Consider the following 17,544-nt stretch of genomic DNA (forward strand, 5'->3'; position numbering starts at 1 on the left):
CACCTCAATGATTTCATCATAGGCCGTCCCGCGTACCACGCGTCGCTTGAAGTGGCAACGCGCTGCCAGAGTCCCGCCAGGAGGCGGGCCAACTTCCAAGGGGGAAGCCATGTTCGATTGCACACCGAAACGCCGCCACATGCTCGCGCAATCGCCCACGAATGATTCTGCTCGCGGTGCCACCCGTGATGATGCAGCTACCGTGAAGCGGAGCGAGCCCGAAACTTCGAAGGTCCTCTGAACGTCGTGAAGGGTGTCTTTGCCGACGCCCAGGATGCAGTCATCACAGGTACTGCACCGTCTCCGCAGTTCGCCCTTGACGCTCAGACAGAAGCAACCGCTCCGTAGCGGGATATCGCATGTTCACTGTTCGGACGTCCGTCCCGGTACTTCCGGTTCCGCTCAGTCGAGCAGATTATGAATCGCCTTTATCAACTGGCCTATAGGGGCGGGCTTCAGCGACAATACGTCTCATAGCGGCTCTTCCGGTTCAGGCGGCAGCGCGGCCGACAGCATGACCACCGGAATGTCGGCCGTCGCGGTGTCGCCCTTCAACCGTTGACAGAGTTCGACTCCGTCAACGCGCGGCATCTCCAGTCGGTCACGGCTTGCCGGCCGGTTTTTGTGATGCAGCGCCTACAATTAATCCAGCATGGTAATTTCTTCCGTGTAGCCACATACCCATTACAACCTGGAGACCCTATGGCCGGGCTGTCTGCATCATCGGCAGCGGACCGCGCGCGGCGTGAGGGTAGTCTCGTCACACCAACGCTCGACACGCGTGCGCATCGCCCACCCGACTATGCGGCAGAAAGCAGCGCGATGCACCGTCTGGCGCAGGCACTGACGTCGTCGGACGGTGCCATGCTGCAGACGCTCTCGGATATGGCACTGAGTCTGTGCGAAGCCGGGAGCGCGGGCATCGGCCTGCTGGAAACCGGCACTGCCGGCGCCCTCGTGTTCCGCTGGGTCGCGGTTTCGGGTGCATGCGTGGCCGCTGTGGGCACCACCATCCCGACTGCGGACAGCCCGAGCGCCGTGACGCTCGAACTGGCTTCGGGACAACTGTTTTCGTTTCCCCGGCGCCACTTCGCCTGCCTGGAACACGTCTCTCCGGAGATTATCGAAGAGCTGGTTGTACCCATTCCGGGCGAACATGAGCCGTGGGGCACCCTGTGGGTCATGTCCCACGACGGGGTACACCTTTTCGATGCGGAGGACCGCAGAATCCTGACCAGCCTTGCAAACTTCACCTGCGCGGCGCTCACCATGACCCGGGCGAAGGCTGACGCGGAAGCCCGGGCGGCAGAAGCGGAGGCCGCCAGGAATGCGCTGGCCCTGGCTGAAGCACGCAAGGACGACTTCATTGCGACCCTGACTCATGAATTACGCAATCCCCTCGCGCCAATCGACGGTGCCCTGACGGCGGCGCGAAAGCTCGCGACAGACAATCCCGCCGTGTTGGCTGCATTGGGCATCGCTGACAGACAGATGCGGATACTGAAACGGCTCGTCGGCGACCTGCTCGACGCGTCCCGGATAAGGCATGGCAAACTGTCCGTGCGCCCGTCGTACGGGTTGCTCCAGGATATCGTGGCCGACGCGGTGACGGCGATGAAGGCCGACGCCGCTAATGGTCCGCACCAGCTGCATGTCACTGTTCCCCCGTATCCGGTGACCGTTCATGCGGACGCGGCCCGACTCACCCAGGTTATATCGAATCTGCTGACGAACGCGGTGAAATACACGCCTCCCGGCGGCGACATCACGTTATCGGTAAAGGCACCGGACCTGAGCATCGCATCGATACGCGGCTCATCGCCCCGAACTGCGGTCATCACGGTGACGGACAACGGTGCGGGCATTTCATCTTCAATGCTGCCGCACGTCTTTGACATGTTTGCCCAGTCGGCGTCAGCACGCGGAAAGGCACAAGGCGGACTCGGAATCGGACTGGCGGTCGTGAAGCATCTGGTTGCCGCACACAACGGCACGGTTACCATTGCGAGCGCGGGCGAAGGTAAAGGGACGGAAGTCACCGTGCAGCTCCCGATTGTCTGCGAGAGCACGAGCGAGTCTGTCGTTACCGCGACACGCCCGACGGCGTCAAGTCGTATCCTTCTTGTCGACGACAACGCGGACACCATGGAGGCGCTGGCTACGTTGCTGGAGCTCGAGGGGCATGAAGTGAAACGGGCACAGAGCGGACCCGACGCGCTCTCGATAGTGGAGTCATTTACTCCGGACGTTGCCCTGATTGATATCACGATGCCCGGCATGGATGGCCTTGAGCTTGCGCAACTGCTTCGCCTTCGGGCCCAGTGCTCCCAGACGAAGCTGGTTGCTTTAACGGGCTACACCGATGCCACCAACAGATTCCAGACCGACGAACGGGTATTTGACTGCCATCTCACCAAGCCACTATCGCTCGATGACCTGGCGGATGTCATGCGTCGCTCGTAGAGCCTGATGGCTCGATGGCAAACAGCCCGATGGCAAACGTTGAAGGCGAGTCTCATGGCGCCGCGACACTGGACGCCGCTATCCCGCTGGACGGTTACGTGGCGGTATGCGAATACGCATCCATTCGCGCAGCGCGGCTGCGGTACCTGAGCCGCATTTCCGGGACAGAGCGTTCTTCAGGTATTTCCAGGAAAAGCCTGCGGGAGACGATAGTCAGGCATGCGATTGCAGCCGGGCCACTTCAGTGAGGGGCGAAGCTGCGCCAATACTTTTCAAGGACTACACGCATGGAAACTGACAACCAGGATGGGATGCTTGAGACCCGGCTGGTGCAGGTGCGTGGTCAGGGGCGTGGTCAGGTGCAGGGCATTGGCTACCGGGAAGCGTGCGTACGTCAGGCTCGGGCGGTAGGCGTCACCGGCTGGGTACGTAACCGCATGGACGGTTCGGTGGAGGTGATGCTGCAGGGTTCGCCGGAGCAGCTTGCCAACATGTGCACGTGGCTAAGCGAGGGCATGTCCGCAGCGCTGGTCGGCGAGCTTGAAGTGACCGAGGTGCCGCCGCCGTTTGCCCGCTTTGACTACTTTGAGCGATTGCCCACGCTGTAAAGGCGAGCATTTCGACACAGCGGAAGATGTCGGGTTTTCCATCTGCAGGCCTGTCGGGCAGCGCCATCGCTGATGTCAACGGGATGGACCTCGGTGCCTTTCAGCTGCGGGGTCACCGCGCGCTTCGAAATACACACAACCAGGCGGTAGCGATATGCCAAACATCGAGGCCTGCCGCTGGCCCAACGGCCCCCAAAATCCAACCTGTCCGCGCCGACCCCCGACAATGACTTCGCTGGCGCCCCTTCCAGATAAGCTCCGACCCTCCGGTCGATGTCCTGCGGCCCGTCCCTGTCGAGAAGCACGTCAACATAGAGGTCGGGCACGAACGGCACGGGTTATCGCGGTCGAAACGCTCTGGTCAGACGACGCCACGCGGCGACCAATCCGTTGCGGTCCAGGAAAGTGGGCGCGTCCATAAGCGTCTCCCCGGGAACTTACTTTAAGCGTATGCCCTTTGTTGTAATGTAACAATTATGTATGTGTGCACTGCGCCAGTAACACTACCTGCATAGCCTTTGCCGGACCGGCGGCAGGAAGACTCCGGCACGGTCGTTGCTTCAGCTTCTTCTGGAAGAGCATGGCCATCACGTACTCTTTGCAGAAGATGGGGACGTGGCGCTGCGAAAGGCTGCCCGCCACGTTCCGGAACTGATTGTTACGGACTGGGAGATGCCCGGGATGAACGGGGTCGAACTGTGCGAACGTCTCAAGCTCTATCCGGCGCTTGCCCAGATTCCAGTGGTGATGGTTTCCGCCCGGGCTCCTCCGGAAGGAGAGGTGAAAATCTGGAACGCCTTTCTGCGCAAACCCATCGACCTAGATAGTTTTGACGCAACTGTGAGTTCGTTCCTGGCTAAACGGCTAAGGGACTTATCGAGACGCTCGTTCCCTTCGGACCGCGCAATGTCCCGATGGCAGCCAATCTGCTCGAAGTGTTGGCCGTAGCAGGTTTGCGGATGGCCTGGATGCGGCGGCGGGACGAACGGGCAGAGAAAGCGGACAGGCTGCCAGGCGGCCAGTCTCGGCTCTGTTCCCTTGCAGGTGCACGGAGGAGGTAGCAACATCTACCAGCTTGGTCCGGACCACCTCGTTCAGGCACGATGACTCCGCTCGTTGCGCACGGTTACCGCCGCGCTTCGCCGCCTGAAACGCCAGCGCCACGGGGTCAGCAGCGTACAGCTGTATGACACGGTCGCCTCTTACCCGTGCAATACGTTGCATAGCGACACAAAAAAACCGCTCCGCAGAGTGCCTTCGCGGAGGAACCTCGTCCGTCTGCAGACCAGTTGCGCTGAACCGGGTCTGCCGGCCGACCGAAGACCCGTTTGATGCACCTCCGCCTGCCGCATGACATCTGTTGGAAAGCCTCGTGTTGAGCGCAGCCTCACCCGATGCCTGCCAAAGGTTCTCCAGTCCGTATCGAATTCCACAATGCTCTCCAAGTTGAACCGGGTGCGTGAATTCTATGGGCACCGGCGTGGTTTTCAAGAGCCGAAAAATTTCTGCTGGTCGCCCCTTGAAAATCTCTTCCGGCCTACTATTTTTGAATCGCTCAGGCGGCAGTCCTGCAGTTAGCGGTCGCCGCGTGTTTCAACCTGTTTGTCTGCGACCAGGCAAACGAACCGGTGAGCGTATGCCGGTTCGTCTCCTTGCCGCCAGAGGAGAAAGCGACCATGAGTGACCCTTACTTTGGAACCGACCTCTTCAGCGAACTGGACCGACTGCAACGTCAGATGTCCAGCCTGTTCGGCGGCTTTCCTTCAAGCCTTCGTTCCAGCCGGTTCGGAACGTTTCCGCCCATCAACATAGGTACAACCGACGACACAATTGAAATCGTAGCGTTCGCTCCAGGTGTCGATGCATCGAAGCTCGACATTTCCATCGACAAGGGACTCCTTACGGTAGCCGGTGAGCGCACGACTTCGGAGACGGCATTGGCCGAAGAGACGAGACAGTATGCACAGGAGAGGTTCAGCGGCTCTTTCCGTCGCGTCATCGAGCTTCCGCAGCAGGCCGACCCGGACAAGGTGCAGGCGCGTTATATCGACGGATGCCTGCTTGTTTCAGTTGGCAAGCGCGAAGCTTCCCGGCCTCGTGCGATTACCGTTCAGTAATGGGGTGACATCATGAGCGATACGACCCAGATTGCCCAACGCGAGCAGGGAGAAGTGACGCGTCAAGGTGCAGAAGAAGCGTCGCGCCGAACGGCGCTGACGCCGGCCGTTGACGTCTTTGAGGACAGTCATGCCGTCACCCTCTGGGCAGATTTGCCCGGCGTCCCCAGGGACAAGCTTGATATCAAGGTGCATGACGGCAGCCTGTCCATCGAGGCGGAGTCGGTAGTTCAGACTCCTCCCAATCTACGGTTGTCCCACGCAGAAGTGGGCGGCCCGTATTTTCGGCGGCGGTTTACCATCGGCGACGATTTTGACACATCAAAGATTGAAGCGAACCTGAAGGACGGCGTCCTGAAATTAACCATCCCGCGCCGCGAGGAATCGAAACCACGCCGCATTGAAGTAAGCGTAGTCTAAAACGACAGTCAGGTGAAACGACGAAAGGAGCATGGGGCCGTCTGCGAACGGTCCCATGTGTCACGGCACTTTCGCTTTTCCTGAGCAGGCATACGGCTAAACACGCGACCGCAGAGTTCCCTGGTACCGCTGACGGGAAGTAGCCGGCAGAGCGTCCACAGGAAGCCAAAAACTGGAGGCGCTGTCCGCTGCTGCGGCGACGCCTCAGGAAAGGATTAGCCCCTTTGGCAACATCCGGCCGCCCATGCGACGTCGCTACCGGCGCTCCAGTTACCGTACCGACACTGGATTGATGCTGGCTTCCAGTCGCTTGAGGATAAGCTCAAATCGGAACGTCGCGTGGGCAATTTCGTTTTCGGCGATGCGCCCACGATGGCTGATGTATGACTTGTGCCACAGGTCCGAAATGCTCGTCGATTCGAGATTCCGATGGACAAATACCCGTTAATTTCACGGCTCGCTGACAATGCCATGACTCTGGAGGCATCTATTCAGGCGGAGCCAAGGAGTCAGCCCGACGCGGAGAACTGACGCAAAAGTTTCGAGGCGCCGGTCCGAGCTGGGCGGCGACAATGACTACGTCCGGTGTACCGACATTCATCTTGGCCGGTAGTGAGGAGTCGGAGGCGGCGTAGCCGCCGGAGACGACGAACTGCCGGCGGCGCCGGAGCGGCGAGGCTTAGGATGGCTGACTGAACCTAAAAAGAGGCGGTCAGCCCATGTCTGGAAGCCGCATTACCGACCTGCAGGTCCGCCTCTACATGAACCATCGCAAACACCATCCGCAGAAGCTTGCTGCGGCGAAGTCAGGCATGAGCGAGCGCACGGCGCGGCGTGTCGAACACGAAGCCGGGCTACCGTCGCAGCAGCCCCGGCGCTACTGGCGCTCGCGCCCAGATCCGTTCGCCGATGTCTGGGATAGCGAAGTGGTGCCATTGCTACGCGCTGCGCCAAAGCTGAAGGCGATCACCCTGCTGCGCAAATTGCAGGAGGACCATCCCGAACGCTTTCCGGACAGCATGCGGCGCACGTTCGAGCGGCATGTCAGCCAGTGGCGCGCGCTCGAAGGGCCGAACCAGGAAGTGTTCTTCCCTCAAACGTATCAACCAGGCGCGCGAGGCCTGTCGGACTTCACGCACATGGACAAGTTGTGCGTAACGATTGGTGGCATCCCGTTCAACCACCTGCTGTATCACTTCGTGCTGGCGTTCTCGCGCTGGGAATACGCCAGCGTGGTCGATGGTGGCGAGAGCTTCCAGGCGCTCGCGACGGGACTGCAGAACGCGCTTTGGCAGGCCGGCGGCTGCCCACGCGAACACCGTTCCGACAGTCTGTCGGCGGCGTTCAGAAACCTGCAGGAAGAGGAAGACTTCACGGTTCGCTATGCAGCGCTGCTCGAACACTACGGGATGCAAGGCACGCGCAACAACCGTGGCATGGGTCATGAGAATGGCAGCGTCGAATCCTCGCATCGCTATCTGAAGGATCAGGTCGATCAGGCTCTGGAGTTGCGCGGTCACCGCGACTTCGCAGACCGCGCCGCGTACGACGAGTTCGTGCGCGGGGTGGTAATGCACCGCAACCGGCGCAATGCTGCAGCGTTCCAGATCGAGCGCGAACACCTGCTGGATCTGCCTGAGCACCGTACCACCGACTTCGTTGAGGAAGAGGCGCGCGTGACCCGTTGCGGAACCTTCACCGTACGTTGCGTCCTGTACAGCGCGCCGTCGCGGCTGATCGGCCATCGCCTGAAGGTGCGCCTTTACAGTGACCGGCTCGATTGCTATCTGTCCGGCGCGCTCGTGCACAGCACGACGAGGGCCACGCACACCAGCAAGCGGCGCGGTCGCGGCATCGACTACCGGCACTTCATCGATTCGCTCAAACGCAAGCCGCAGGCCTTCAGGGGTCTCGCGTTCCGTGACGATCTGTTTCCGCGTGAAGCCTATCGTCGCACCTGGGAACGGCTGGATCAGGCACTGACGCCGCGTAGCGCCTGCAAGACCATGGTGGGCCTGCTTGAACTCGCCGGGCACCACGGCGTTGAGGCGCAACTGGCCGAGCGGCTCGATGCCTTGCTCGAACTCGGTGAACTGCCCGATCTGAAGGTGTTGTTCGATGAGTTCGCGCCGCGCCAGGCCGAGTGTCCGGTGGTTGTCGTCGAGATGCCGTCCGCCGCGCTTTACGATACGTTGCTCGATGAGGAGGTGCTCGCATGAACGCCGCCTACGATACTGGCCGTATCGCACTTATGCTCAACGAACTGCGCCTGCCAACGATCGGCCGGTTGTGGCCGGACTTCGCTGAACGCTCGGACAAGGAAAGCTGGCAGGCGTCGCGGTTACTCGGTGCATTGCTCGAACATGAACTTGCCGAGCGCGCCAAACGAAGAATCGAACGTCATCGTGCCGAGTCACATCTGGATCCGACCAAGACGCTCGCCACCTTCGACTTCGGTGTTGTGCCTATGGTCTCAAAGGCGCATGTGATGGCGCTGGCCACCGGCGATTCGTGGCTTGAGAAAGGCGCCACGATTCTCCTGTTCGGGCCGCCTGGAGGCGGGAAAAGTCATCTTGGCAGCGCAATCGGACATGCCCTGATCGATGCCGGCTATCGCGTGTTGTTCACCCGGACCGGCGAAATCGTGCAGAAGCTCCAGGTCGCACGTCAAAGTTTGCAACTGCCTTCGGCGCTCGCCAAACTCGACCGGTTCGACCTGATCATCCTGGACGATCTGTCGTATGTGAGGAAGGACCAGGCCGAAACCAGCGTGCTGTTCGAGCTGATCGCCGAAAGATACGAGCGGAAAAGTCTTCTGATAACCGCCAACCAGCCATTCTCCGGCTGGAATGACGTCTTCCCGGACCCCGGCATGACGGTGGCGGCCATCGACCGGCTCGTCCATCACTCGACGATCTTTGAGCTGAATGTCGAAAGCTATCGGCGCCGCACAGCCAGCGACAAACAGAAAGAGCGCCGCCGTCAATTACCCACTGACAACCCGAACGGAGCGACAACCATGCTCCCCTGACGCAGCGACAATCACCTCGGCCGACCGGCCAAGATGTTTGTCGGTAAACCGGACGTCCTGCTTGACGCTATCCACCGAGCAGTGGTCTGGAGACATGCTTTTGACCGGCGATAATCTTATCGCACGACTGATAAGATTACGAGAAAATCACAGGACTACGCCTAATCTTCTCGCAAACTCATCACAAGTGAGAAGCTTTCCCTGTCGCCATTCCCTTTTTGAGTTCGGTCGGGGACGCGGGTAGGCCGGTCCCAGCTTAGTCGCCCGGACTACGTTACTTCAACAGCGTCGTGAACTCCGGGGAATGCACAACCTTTGCAATCAGGTCCTGCACCGCTGGCATCAACGCCTGAGCAGTCTGGTTGCAGGCAGTTTCGCCATAGTAGCTGGACGCGTATGAATAGTTTTCGGCAACGCTCAAGCTGCGACCATTCGACGACGAAACGGTCAATCCGAGATTCCACGCGCCAGAGACTGACGAAAAGTCGATACTGTCCAATCGCCCCGTAAGCTGGACCGGGGCACCGGGCGCGTACACCCCAGCGATTTTGAGCTCTGACACAAGCCCACTCTTTACGAAGTCGGCGAATGGCTCACCGTCCGGCGTCTTGATAGGTCCGACACCTCGACACATTATCTCGTTCGGGCTTTGGTTCGACATCGGCGATTGGGTGAATGCGCCCACACCAACACCGTTGACCACAGTCGACTTCAAGGCGACCACATTGTCGGCAGAAATCGAGTACCTCGGAACCGCATAAGTTGAGCAGCCGGCCAGCGTGGCGACTGCAAGCAAACCAAAAAGTAGCTTCATCCTTCTATTCCCCATTTGTTGTGTTTCTTTTGAGCCGTCTTATCCGGGTTTGAGACGGTTTCCAAGCCTGTGTCGTCGAACTGGGTAATGGCCGCGCCGTCGTGTCGAGCTGATTCACAGGAGAAACTTTCGCACCCCGAAAGCACCGGCGTAAAATCCGTTCGCGGAACAACCCAGCGTGGTGTTCAGTTCCTGCGAACGTCCTGCGGTTGGCTATGCTGCCGTGACCGCCCTTGGTATTACGGCGGTCTGGAGCCGGACTTGAGGAAATGTGTCCCGATAGGGTCTACGTCCGCGACGGGGATGACTGGCTTTCTTGCCGCAGCACAGACGAAGCGAGGTCGTTTCTACAGTTGTACCCAGCGGAGGAAATGCATGCAGAGGCATTCCCGCCGCCGCCACGGACGCCGCGTGCGAAGCACGCTGAGGGCGAGCAGTCGCTGCTCGATTAGCCGATGTTCATGGAACGGCCGGTCTCTGTCATCAAGAATCGCGTATTGCGCCCCAAGGTCGGATGCATCGGGATTCAGCCATACGTCGATGCGCTCCGGCTTGATTGGGATGATGCAGCGGTCGTGCCCCGCAGCAGCAATCTCCCGCGGCGGCTCGTCCGTAATAGCAGCAAACAAAAACATATCCGGCTCACCCGCACCCGACCAATGCGACCAGAGACATGCGACAAGCATGTTGTGAGCTGGATTTCGCTTGAACTGAAGAACTACGTTTTCATCCTTCTCCCCCTCGGCGAGTATCGCCGCGCACGTTGCGAGGACTCACGTTAACAACTGTTTCGAAGACCAGGGACAGCGAAACGCCCAGACACGGATGGACATCCTGGGCGATGCCAGCAATGGTCTCAACGTGGTCGGCTGAAAACGAAAATCCTCGCCAAATGCCACCAGCAGACACCAGCTAATGCTTCGGCTGTGCAGGAGAAAGAGAGAATTATGAACCCGGAAGCAACGGCGGCAGGGCCTGGCATTCGTGTCCCGGCTCCGGTATTTTACCTGGCAGCGCTCGCGATAGGAATCGCACTTGAGTATCTGCTATGGCCGGTTCCGATTCCTGCAGCTCCGTCAAAGTATGTGATTGCGTCGATTTTTATTATCGTCAGTGTTTTGATAATTCCGCTTGTCCTCATGCGCTTTCGTCGAGCTGCCACTCCTTTCGACGCGAGGAAGCCTGCTGCTGCGTCTCTTAACAGATTGACCTTACCAGTTTCCCGCAATCCGGCATCAGTTCTTCGGAGCGACCCCTGGTTGGTCGAAACCGCTGGGAACGGAAATTCTGACCACAGATTAGCCATCAGGCAGATTGGGGATGATTGTTTATTTGCCGGCTGTGGACGAGGCAAACCCACGATGACTTTCATGGAAGTCATTGCAGAACGGAGATGAGAGGCCGCAGCACTAATTCAGTCGGAGCTCAATGTGTCGTCAATGACACGTTGCGCAGCACTGACACCGGTTGCGAGCGCATCTTCTTCCGTTGCGAAGAGGCGTCCGCTCGCGGCACCTAACCGGAGAGGGGAGAAGAGTACTCCCGTATCGCCCTCGCGCCTGACGGTTACAAGCGCGACATATCCCTGCGGTGAGGCGTAGCCGCTTCCATGCCCCTGGCCGGTGACGGGCAGGGCCTCTACCTCGACGATAAAAAGCTTGTACTGGTAAATCCGCCTCATTTCGGTCCCCAAGACCCGCGAAGCAATGACAGAAACCAGAAGCACGTCCCTCAAATCGCTTTCGAGGCAAGTTGTCTCACGCATGCTTCGAGCCGCGAGCGCTGTTAATGTCAACGCGCCAGCAGGAGCGCTTCCAAAGACACCGGTTTGACGAGAGAGCAACCCAGGCCAGTGCAACCCGTCGCCTAGATTTCCGGAATTCGCGTACCGCTGTTCGCTATGGCGCAGGCTCCTCGATTTCAAAGTTGGCCGCCATCTGCGTGTGCTCGCCTCCATGGAGACCAGGTAGTGAAATCCGCTGATAAAGGCAAAAAAACAAGAGCCCTTACCGGCGCGCTCCGCGCCGACTGCGAAACAGCGTACGACTTACCAGCGTGGCGATGGTCGCAATCGCAATGCACGTGACCGTAGTCGACGACAATCCGACAAAAATCATGCAGACAATCGCCGCGACGGCAAACGTCATTTGCACCAGGCCGAGGACCAGCCGCAGAATCCCCCAGATGAGGTAATTCTTTTCGACCGAGCCCAAAGTCGAAGGAGCGTTCGGGGCAAGGACTCTCGCCGGTGCTCGCGTTCTATCTGCCTTCGATGCCTGACTGATTTCATGTAAGGGCCTTCTCGCCTAAGAATTCCCGATGTACGAGCAGGCGCATCACCCCCTTTCCTTATTACGTCCCCAGAATTTGAGATTTGGACTGTGGCGGTGCATCGCCTGCTTCAATCTCAGCTACCCGAGGCATCCCGCTCAAGTTGTTCTTGGGATACATGGCGAACATCGGCACCCTTGACGACATAAATCACAAATTCGGCGATGTTCTTCGCGTGGTCGCCGATACGCTCAATAGCCTTCGCAATGAACAGGTAGTCCAGTCCAATCGAGATGGTTTGAGGGTCTTCCGCCATGTATGTGACGAGCTTGCGCACGAACGCCCGGAACTCGCTATCGATAGCTTCGTCATCGCGGACAATCTGTGCAGCGGCAACTGTATCCATCCGTGCGAACGCGTCCAGCGCTCTGCGCAGGATGTGCACGGCCATTTCGCCGGAAGCCTTGATTTCAGCGGTGTTGACGTTTAGCCCTCCGCCGTTCGCGTGGATGCGCCGCATACGTTTCACTATTTTCCGCGCTTCGTCGCCCGCACGCTCCAGGTTGGTAATGCACTTCGAAGTGGCCATCAGGAATCGCAGGTCACGGGCGGCGGGCTGTCGACGAGCAATGATATTGGTGACCTCCTCGTCGATTTTGATTTCCATGGCATTGAGCCGATGTTCACCCTCGAGGACCTGGTCAACGAGTACCGTATCGAATTCTTTTACAGCCTCGAGCGCGTATGCAATCTGTGACTCCACAAGTCCTCCCATCTCGAGAAGCCTTGATGAAAGAAAGTTGAGGTCCGCATCAAACTTACTGGAAAGGTGCTTGTCTGGCATGGTCGCTCCCGAGTCGATACAGCCGGTGAAGCAATCGACGGTCATGCAATGCAGGTTGAAAAATCTGTTCGGTCGTATCAAATCCAGCGAGCGCGTCCCAATCCATGAAGGCCGTGTGCTCGCCCTCCGGGGCGCACTGACAGCGCACCGAGGGCGCTGTATCGCTACAATTTTGCCGGCCGACCGGTCTTGACGGTTTCCACTGCAGAAATAGCTGCCAGCAGACCCTCGGTAGTGGAAGCTGAGTCCAGCAAGAGCAGGCCAGCGCGAAGAATCTCACTCTTTTTAACCGACACGCCAGCGCCGAGACACTTCTGTTTCAGTACCGCGATTTTTTCGTAGTCGGACTTCGGCATGGTGAAGCTGTCGCGCACGACCTTTTCCTTCTTCATGCGCTTTCAGACTCAAGTTTAGCACCTCCCCAATGACTAATTTCGGCGTCCTCTCATGTACCTGCGGCCTCGAAGAATGTGGCGCCGCTGCGAACCATCCCGACTGCACTGCGCCCGGTTACTCTATGGGCTGCGGTGACGCTTCCGCTTAACGAAAGGGCTCGATAGCGGTCAACGCCGGGGGGCGGTCTGATTTATTATTGACCAGGTATGTCAGCGGGTGCTTTCGGGCGGTAATCCTGCGTTCGGTCAATAAGGAATCTATACAACTATGGACGACACCATCACCACGGAACCCTGCGTTTCTTCAGACGGAAAAGTGGTTGCTTTCGTTGCATCTTTTCGCAACCAGTCGGTGCAATGCTCAATCAGCCGCGACGCGCTCGAACGGCATTTCTGGTTGCCGGCCGGTGCTAATGAGGCGCGCACATTGAAAGCATTTGCCGACGGACACCAGCGCATAACGGCAGCCGTCGAAAGAAGAATGCTCAAGAAGACCGGCACCGCGATAGTCTTGTCGGCAGCAGATTTTCCGGACCGATGACGCGGCTGGCTCCAGCAACGACCGTCTGTGACGTTCCGCACCGATTAAATCCGACGCATCTTTTAGAGTCGGCGCATTGCGTGCTTCCAACGCAGGCAGTCTCAGGGAAGCAACGCCAAACGCCGACCGAAGCGTTCGGGCCGTGGTCGCGCCCGCCCCCAAGGAATCAACGACGATGAAAGAAAAAAGGTCTCGGCGGAGGCACGCGCCCTCGTGCGTGTGGTGAGCGCCGCGCGAGAAGTACAAGCCGCGTCACTACGGCTCGAAGCGCACTACGCAGGAGACTCACATGAGCATCCATCGACTTTGGGATTGGCCAGATTCGCGGGGCCATGCAGGAACTGAAGGACGCGCGCGAAGCCTTCGATGTTCTGGTCGAGAAATGAGACCTGACCTCGGGCGACAATCTCAAACGTCGGCTTTGAGGGCCACTCGTGAGCCGTCAGCAGTTCCCATACTCGCACTGATGGCATGTCGCAGTCGCGTTACCGTCGACTGGCTCACATCCATAATGCTGGAGCTCCTGATGGTCCTTCCGCCCTCCGTAGAAGAAGGCTTTTCAGATGTCGTCCAGAGACAAGACGACTGTGAGCGTCTTTCTCAAGACCGGCATCCGCCTGACCGGGAAAATCGAATCGTTTGACCGCTACACCGTCGAGCTGGCGTCGCCCAGAGGCTCACAATCCATCATGAAGCACGCAATCGCCACCGTACTGCCGGGGGGGGGGGGAACCGCCTGCTCGCGCCGCATCCGACAAGCCGGAAACCACAGAGCGCCAACTGAATCAGCTTCGGATTCGCTAGTAGCCGAATGAAGGCTCGCCTGCGCCCAAGCGGACAGGACACCGCTGTCGAGAGGGCGCGGAAAATGATGTGGTCCGGCCTCGGCGTTTGCAGTCTGAGAGGATTCCTGCGTAGTGCAGGCCAAGGTTCCGGTTCTGTTGGCAGCATGCCCGGCATGAGGCCAGTGCTCAAATTTGCCACCGCGTCCGCCAAAGCTGATATTGACGGGGAGGCGGCGCCGACACCGCCGTTCACTCGGAACGCTTCGAATTGTGGGGGTCATGCGAATGGCAAAGAGCAGGACGACGACAAGCGCGCTGTACGGCAAGCGTGACGATTACCCCGGACAATAAGCTTATAGTCGCGTCCGGTGTCCTTGGAATTTTCGATAGCGAAGAAGAAACGTCAAAGCGCCCCACGCTAATGCGACGGGGTATGGGACTGGCAGCGCGAGAAGCATTCTCGTCTGACGCCGGGTCATTATCAATTTCCCTGTGGAATACCCGCTCGACCGCCGGCGTCACCGCAGCAGACAGCAAAGCAATGCCTAGGCGGCCAGGAGAACGCTCGCATCGCTGCTGCAGCGAGCATCTTCGATGACTTGCATGAGTGCTTCGAGGGAGAAGGGCTTTTGCAGACACACATCGAAGAGCCGGGCAAACTCTTCGTTGCTATCGCTGTCACCCGTCATGGACGCAACAAAGGGTCGGGGGAAGACTGGCCTGTCCAGCAGCGACAGCGCGACGGCACTGCCGTTGATGTCGGGGAGGTTTTCGTCCAGGAAAACGAGTTCGAAAGTGCCGGCATGGAGCAGTTCCAGCGCAGTCTCCCCGTCGTGCGCCATAACGGCGCGGTGACCAATGCAGTCCAGCAGGAAGGCCAGACTGTCCGCGACGAACTCATTATCGTCGACGACGAGCACATTCATTCAATATCCTTATTACGCGAAGTTCGCGGCGCTGCCAAGAATGCTTCTTTTGTAATAAATATTATTAAATGGCGTTGCCTGTACGTTTAGTTTTACAGATTAATTCGTAAGTATATATCCACAGCCCCCTTCAGCAGGCGTTTAAATACCCCCCATACGACGCAGAGGACAAGGTCGACAATGCAACCAGGGACTAATGGAAGCAGCGGAGCCCCAAGAGCCCGGGTCTTCGCTTCAATCACGCCGGACGTGCCGCCGCCTGGCGTCACTCTCTATCGCGCGGGCAATAGACAGCTCCGCCAGAAAGGCCGGAGTCAAATTTCGACGTCCGCGCTCTTCCGGTGTCGGATAGTTCTGCTTATCGTCATACGTCAGTTGAATTGACAGTGGAGGTGTTGAAAGACTCGTCGACATGCAATGGAGGCTGAAACTGGTCACCGCACGGTCCCGACGCTGCCGCGCGTCGGCGGGTTGCGTCCAGGTCACGCACGGCCTCAGCTGTCGGGGAACTGTTGAACACGACGAGCGCATCTCTGTAGCGTTCAATGTGAACGCCCGTGACCGCCGCCACCGCCCCAGTAATGGCCGCCGCCGCCCATACCACCCCTTGGGTATCCCTGCGCGCCCCAGCCGCCATGACCGCCCCAACCGCCGCGATATCCATGGCCCCAATGGCCGTGGTGGCCCCAGTAGCCGTGCCGGCCCCCGTAACAGCATCCGCCCCAATAGCCGAAGCTCAGTGACACGGATGGTCCGCCCCACCAGGCGGGCCAGCCGTAGTACGGATACGCGACGGGGTAATACGCAGGCGCGACGAAGACGGGCGCGGCTGGTGCGATATAGGTGTTCGTCGATGCAGTTACATCTGACGCGGCCGCACTGGTCGCAGCTGCGTCGGTCATCGAGAAAGGATATTGCTGCTGCGGCGCTGCCGCCGGCACTTCGCCGTACGGAACGTAGCCGTAGGGCATGTAGTAGTAGCAACCGGACAAAGCTGCGGACAGGACCACCACCGCAACGACGCCGCCCGCGCGCGACGTTGCATCCAGCGTCTTCATGACCAGCTCCCGGGTCTGATGCGACGTAACCTGCGCCGCGCCTTTAATACAGTTAGCTTACTTCAGCAAGCAGGATGCCTAGCGTCGCGGGTTCATGCGCATCTGGTTGCGGCCGCCGGGAACGGTCGCGAAACTTTCCTTAACGCTAAAGGGGCCTCAGACGTTCGAGTGAGCTATGCTCCTATTGGACTTCAACGCTGAGAACATTGCGCAACAAGTATTGTTTCGTCAAAGCCGACCAATCCAAAACCGTGGCGAGGACCTGTTGCGTACTTCCCGAGATTCAGACAAAAGGCTTCAAATCGCTGCAGGACAACCAGAAGGTAAGCTTTGACCTGAAGCAAGGCCCGAAGGGTAGCGGGCGGCAAAAATTTATCCGAGCTGACACCTGAGCGCAACTCGCTGACACGCAAAAGAATGGCCCGCCTCGGCGGACCATTCTTTCTTCAGCTATGTGCCGTGACACGGTCTCCCCGGGTGTGTTGGTCCCGGCGCGAGACTGGTAACAGACGTGGGCGGACATGACGTGCGTCCCAACGACCGACCACCGCACACGAGAGCTGGGCTTGTCCGGTCGAGGCCAGGTCGCATGTGTGGCTAGGCGCGTTAGCTCGCCGCGCCGCGCGACCACGGGTTCAACGTTCCTTCAAATTATTGCTTCGCAGCTTTTGCTGCTTTCTCGACTGCCTCGTCAGCCGCTTCGGTCACCTCCGATGCGGCTTTTGTTGCAGCGTCCAGGTTACTTTGCGCGACTTCGACTGCCTGCTTCGTGGCCTTTTGCACGCTTTCCTGAGTGGTGTCGGCCAGCGTAATAGCTTGTTTCAGAAATGCGATTGTGGCTTCGGAGCCGACCGGGGCGTTTTGCGCGAGATTCTCGACGAACGATTGAACCTGGCGGCTGACCTCCTGGTACCGCGCATTGACGACCTCTGCCAGCTGCGTTTGCGTGGTCGAGGCAATCTCCGCAACCTGACGTTCGTACTTCAGGACCTTCTCCGCCGAGTGCAGCGCCAGCGCGTCTTGCAGACCGGTAACTTCCTGTCGGTCCATTTTCGCCACCCCGTCCTGCTCGCGTTGCTGCCAATCGGCAAGCGTCGTTCTCGCCGTATCCAGATTCAGTCTGACGAGCTTTTCCTCGCCCTCCAGCATTCTGCTGGCCAGGCCAAAAAAGAAGTCAAGATTGGCTTGCTGGACTGTAGCAGCCTGTCTCTGAAAATCAGTCATGTTCGCCTCCAGGAGATGTATGCGCAACGCCCAGCATGTTCGGCAAC

15 protein-coding genes and 3 pseudogenes are annotated in these 17,544 nt (G+C 59.0%); 10 read left to right on the forward strand and 8 right to left on the reverse strand.

What is annotated here, in order from left to right:
* Window positions 1–702: 702 nt before the first annotated feature.
* From OKW45_RS26955 to istB, 7 genes are all read left to right on the forward strand, one after another.
* On the forward strand, window positions 703–2,463 hold the full coding sequence (locus tag OKW45_RS26955) for a hybrid sensor histidine kinase/response regulator (RefSeq protein WP_429472116.1): 1,761 nt from the start codon (window positions 703–705) through the stop codon (window positions 2,461–2,463).
* A 287-nt stretch (window positions 2,464–2,750) separates the two neighbouring features.
* Window positions 2,751–3,071, forward strand: a complete 321-nt coding sequence (locus tag OKW45_RS26960) for an acylphosphatase (RefSeq protein ID WP_018419040.1) — start codon at window positions 2,751–2,753, stop codon at window positions 3,069–3,071.
* A gap of 555 nt (window positions 3,072–3,626) precedes the next feature.
* Window positions 3,627–4,019 (forward strand): response regulator, encoded by a 393-nt coding sequence (locus OKW45_RS26965; RefSeq protein WP_429472118.1) that lies wholly within the window; start codon window positions 3,627–3,629, stop codon window positions 4,017–4,019.
* Window positions 4,020–4,747: 728 nt separating this feature from the next.
* Entirely contained in the window at window positions 4,748–5,188 is a 441-nt protein-coding gene (locus OKW45_RS26970; RefSeq protein WP_018419038.1) for an Hsp20/alpha crystallin family protein, read from the forward strand.
* A 12-nt stretch (window positions 5,189–5,200) separates the two neighbouring features.
* Complete coding sequence (locus OKW45_RS26975) at window positions 5,201–5,608, forward strand: Hsp20/alpha crystallin family protein (RefSeq protein WP_018419037.1); 408 nt, start codon at window positions 5,201–5,203, stop codon at window positions 5,606–5,608.
* A 719-nt stretch (window positions 5,609–6,327) separates the two neighbouring features.
* Entirely contained in the window at window positions 6,328–7,827 is a 1,500-nt protein-coding gene (gene istA, locus OKW45_RS26980; RefSeq protein ID WP_429472120.1) for an IS21 family transposase, read from the forward strand.
* A complete protein-coding gene (istB, locus tag OKW45_RS26985) occupies window positions 7,824–8,639 on the forward strand; it encodes an IS21-like element helper ATPase IstB (RefSeq protein ID WP_429470884.1) in 816 nt (271 codons plus the stop codon). Before istA ends, istB begins: the two co-directional genes overlap by 4 nt.
* 274 nt (window positions 8,640–8,913) lie before the next feature.
* Here istB and OKW45_RS26990 read toward each other — a convergent pair whose 3' ends face one another.
* The 5 genes and pseudogenes from OKW45_RS26990 to OKW45_RS27010 form a co-directional block, all read right to left on the reverse strand.
* On the reverse strand, window positions 8,914–9,453 hold the full coding sequence (locus OKW45_RS26990) for a hypothetical protein (RefSeq protein ID WP_026225552.1): 540 nt from the start codon (window positions 9,451–9,453) through the stop codon (window positions 8,914–8,916).
* Between the two features lie 449 nt (window positions 9,454–9,902).
* Window positions 9,903–10,202, reverse strand: a pseudogene (locus OKW45_RS26995) (SOS response-associated peptidase family protein); the annotation flags it as partial.
* Between the two features lie 665 nt (window positions 10,203–10,867).
* Window positions 10,868–11,218 (reverse strand): hypothetical protein, encoded by a 351-nt coding sequence (locus tag OKW45_RS27000; RefSeq protein ID WP_018419034.1) that lies wholly within the window; start codon window positions 11,216–11,218, stop codon window positions 10,868–10,870.
* Between the two features lie 642 nt (window positions 11,219–11,860).
* A complete protein-coding gene (gene phoU / locus OKW45_RS27005) occupies window positions 11,861–12,568 on the reverse strand; it encodes a phosphate signaling complex protein PhoU (RefSeq protein WP_026225550.1) in 708 nt (235 codons plus the stop codon).
* A 164-nt stretch (window positions 12,569–12,732) separates the two neighbouring features.
* Window positions 12,733–12,966 (reverse strand): annotated as a pseudogene (locus OKW45_RS27010) (hypothetical protein); the annotation flags it as partial.
* 265 nt (window positions 12,967–13,231) lie between these two features.
* Between OKW45_RS27010 and OKW45_RS27015 the strand changes: the two are divergent.
* Both OKW45_RS27015 and OKW45_RS27020 read left to right on the forward strand, forming a co-directional pair.
* Window positions 13,232–13,504, forward strand: a complete 273-nt coding sequence (locus OKW45_RS27015; protein WP_429472122.1) for a DUF1488 family protein — start codon at window positions 13,232–13,234, stop codon at window positions 13,502–13,504.
* A 563-nt stretch (window positions 13,505–14,067) separates the two neighbouring features.
* Window positions 14,068–14,319, forward strand: coding sequence for an RNA chaperone Hfq (locus OKW45_RS27020; protein ID WP_084754005.1), 252 nt, complete (start codon window positions 14,068–14,070; stop codon window positions 14,317–14,319).
* 515 nt (window positions 14,320–14,834) lie between these two features.
* On the opposite strand, the gene OKW45_RS27025 is transcribed toward OKW45_RS27020, so the two are convergent.
* Entirely contained in the window at window positions 14,835–15,215 is a 381-nt protein-coding gene (locus OKW45_RS27025; protein ID WP_429472124.1) for a response regulator, read from the reverse strand.
* 542 nt (window positions 15,216–15,757) lie between these two features.
* On the reverse strand, window positions 15,758–16,273 hold the full coding sequence (locus tag OKW45_RS27030) for a hypothetical protein (RefSeq protein WP_429472127.1): 516 nt from the start codon (window positions 16,271–16,273) through the stop codon (window positions 15,758–15,760).
* A gap of 278 nt (window positions 16,274–16,551) precedes the next feature.
* Here OKW45_RS27030 and OKW45_RS27035 point away from each other — a divergent pair.
* Window positions 16,552–16,665: pseudogene (locus OKW45_RS27035) on the forward strand (cold shock domain-containing protein); the annotation flags it as partial.
* Between the two features lie 259 nt (window positions 16,666–16,924).
* Here OKW45_RS27035 and phaP read toward each other — a convergent pair.
* Window positions 16,925–17,497, reverse strand: coding sequence for a TIGR01841 family phasin (gene phaP / locus OKW45_RS27040; RefSeq protein WP_429472129.1), 573 nt, complete (start codon window positions 17,495–17,497; stop codon window positions 16,925–16,927).
* Window positions 17,498–17,544 lie beyond the last annotated feature (47 nt).

The organism is Paraburkholderia lebeckiae (assembly GCF_050436225.1).
Taxonomy (GTDB): domain Bacteria; phylum Pseudomonadota; class Gammaproteobacteria; order Burkholderiales; family Burkholderiaceae; genus Paraburkholderia; species Paraburkholderia tuberum.